At 72.7% G+C, this 1,416-nt stretch carries 1 protein-coding gene and 1 pseudogene; both read left to right on the forward strand.

The annotated features are described in order from the left end of the window. Positions 1-1,070 (forward strand): annotated as a pseudogene (locus tag AOK15_RS18635) (flavin-containing monooxygenase); the annotation flags it as partial. Beyond that, positions 1,067-1,416 (forward strand): alpha/beta fold hydrolase (locus AOK15_RS18640; protein WP_157870295.1); only part of this gene is annotated, 350 nt, incomplete at its 3' end. The pseudogene AOK15_RS18635 and the gene AOK15_RS18640, both read left to right, overlap by 4 nt.

Here is a 1,416-nt window from a genome sequence, read left to right on the forward strand (position 1 = left end):
TCCACTCCGCGCGCTGGAACCACGACTACGACCTCGGCGGCAAGCGGGTCGCGATGGTCGGGACGGGGGCCTCGGCGATCCAGATCGTGCCCGCGATCCAGCCCGAGGTCGGCCGGCTGACCCTGTTCCAGCGGACCCCGCCGTGGGTGCTGCCACGCGTCGACCGTGACATCAGCCGGGCCGAGCGGTGGCTGCACCGGCAGCTGCCTTTCACCACGCAGGCCCGGCGCGGACTGCTGTGGGGCATCCGGGAGCTCCAGGTCCAGGCCTTCACCAAGCGGCCCGAACAGCTGGGCCTGGTGGAGCGGATGGCCCGGCGGAACATGGCACGGGCGATCAAGGACCCCGCCCTGCGTGCCAAGCTCACGCCCGACTACCGCATCGGCTGCAAGCGGATCCTGCTGTCGAACACCTACTATCCGGCGCTCACCCGACCGAACGTCGACGTGGTCGCCTCCGGGCTCGCCCGGGTCGAGGGCTCCACCCTCGTCGCGGCCGACGGGAGCACCGCCGAGGTCGACGCGATCGTCTTCGGCACCGGGTTCCACGTCACCGACATGCCCATCGCCGACCGGGTCGTGGGCGCCGACGGCCGGACCCTCGCCGAGTCCTGGGCCGACGGCGGGATGCGGGCGCTGCGCGGCGCGTCGGCCGCCGGGTTCCCGAACTGGATGACGATCATCGGGCCCAACACGGGCCTCGGGAACTCCAGCATGATCCTGATGATCGAGTCCCAGCTGAACTACATGGCGGACTTCCTGCGGCAGCTGGACGTGCTCGGCGGCCGGGTCGCCCTCGACGCCAGGGCCGATGCCGTGGACGCCTGGAACCGGCGCGTCCAGAAGCGTATGGAGCGGACCGTCTGGAACACCGGCGGCTGCACCAGCTGGTACCTCGACGCGCACGGCCGCAACACCACCATCTGGCCCGGCACGACCACCGAGTTCCGCGGCGCCACCCGGCGGGTGGATCTCGCCGAGTACGAGGTGCTGCGGGTGCCGCCGCCCGGTGCGGGGAAGACCCGGGGGACGACCGCGACCGAGGCGACGAAGGTGGAGGCCGGAGCGTGACCCGACTGACCCATGTGAAACACGGGCCCTACGCCCCGCCCGTCGCCGTACGGGAGTTGACGGCCGTGTCCGCCGACGGCGCGCGGCTGCACGTGGAGACCCACGGGCCTGACGGCGCGCCCGCGGTGGTGCTCGTGCACGGCTGGACCTGCTCGACCGCGTTCTGGGCGGCGCAGATCCGGGACCTCGCCGTCGACCACCGGGTGATCGCCTACGACCAGCGCGGCCACGGCCGCAGCCCCGCTGCCGCCCTGTGCAGCACCGACGCCCTCGCGGACGACTTGGAGGCGGTGCTCGCGGCGACGCTCGCGCCCGGTGAGAAGGCCGTGCTCGTCGGGCACTCCAT

The organism is Streptomyces ossamyceticus, assembly GCF_001418475.1.
Taxonomy (GTDB): Bacteria; Actinomycetota; Actinomycetes; order Streptomycetales; family Streptomycetaceae; genus Streptomyces; species Streptomyces ossamyceticus.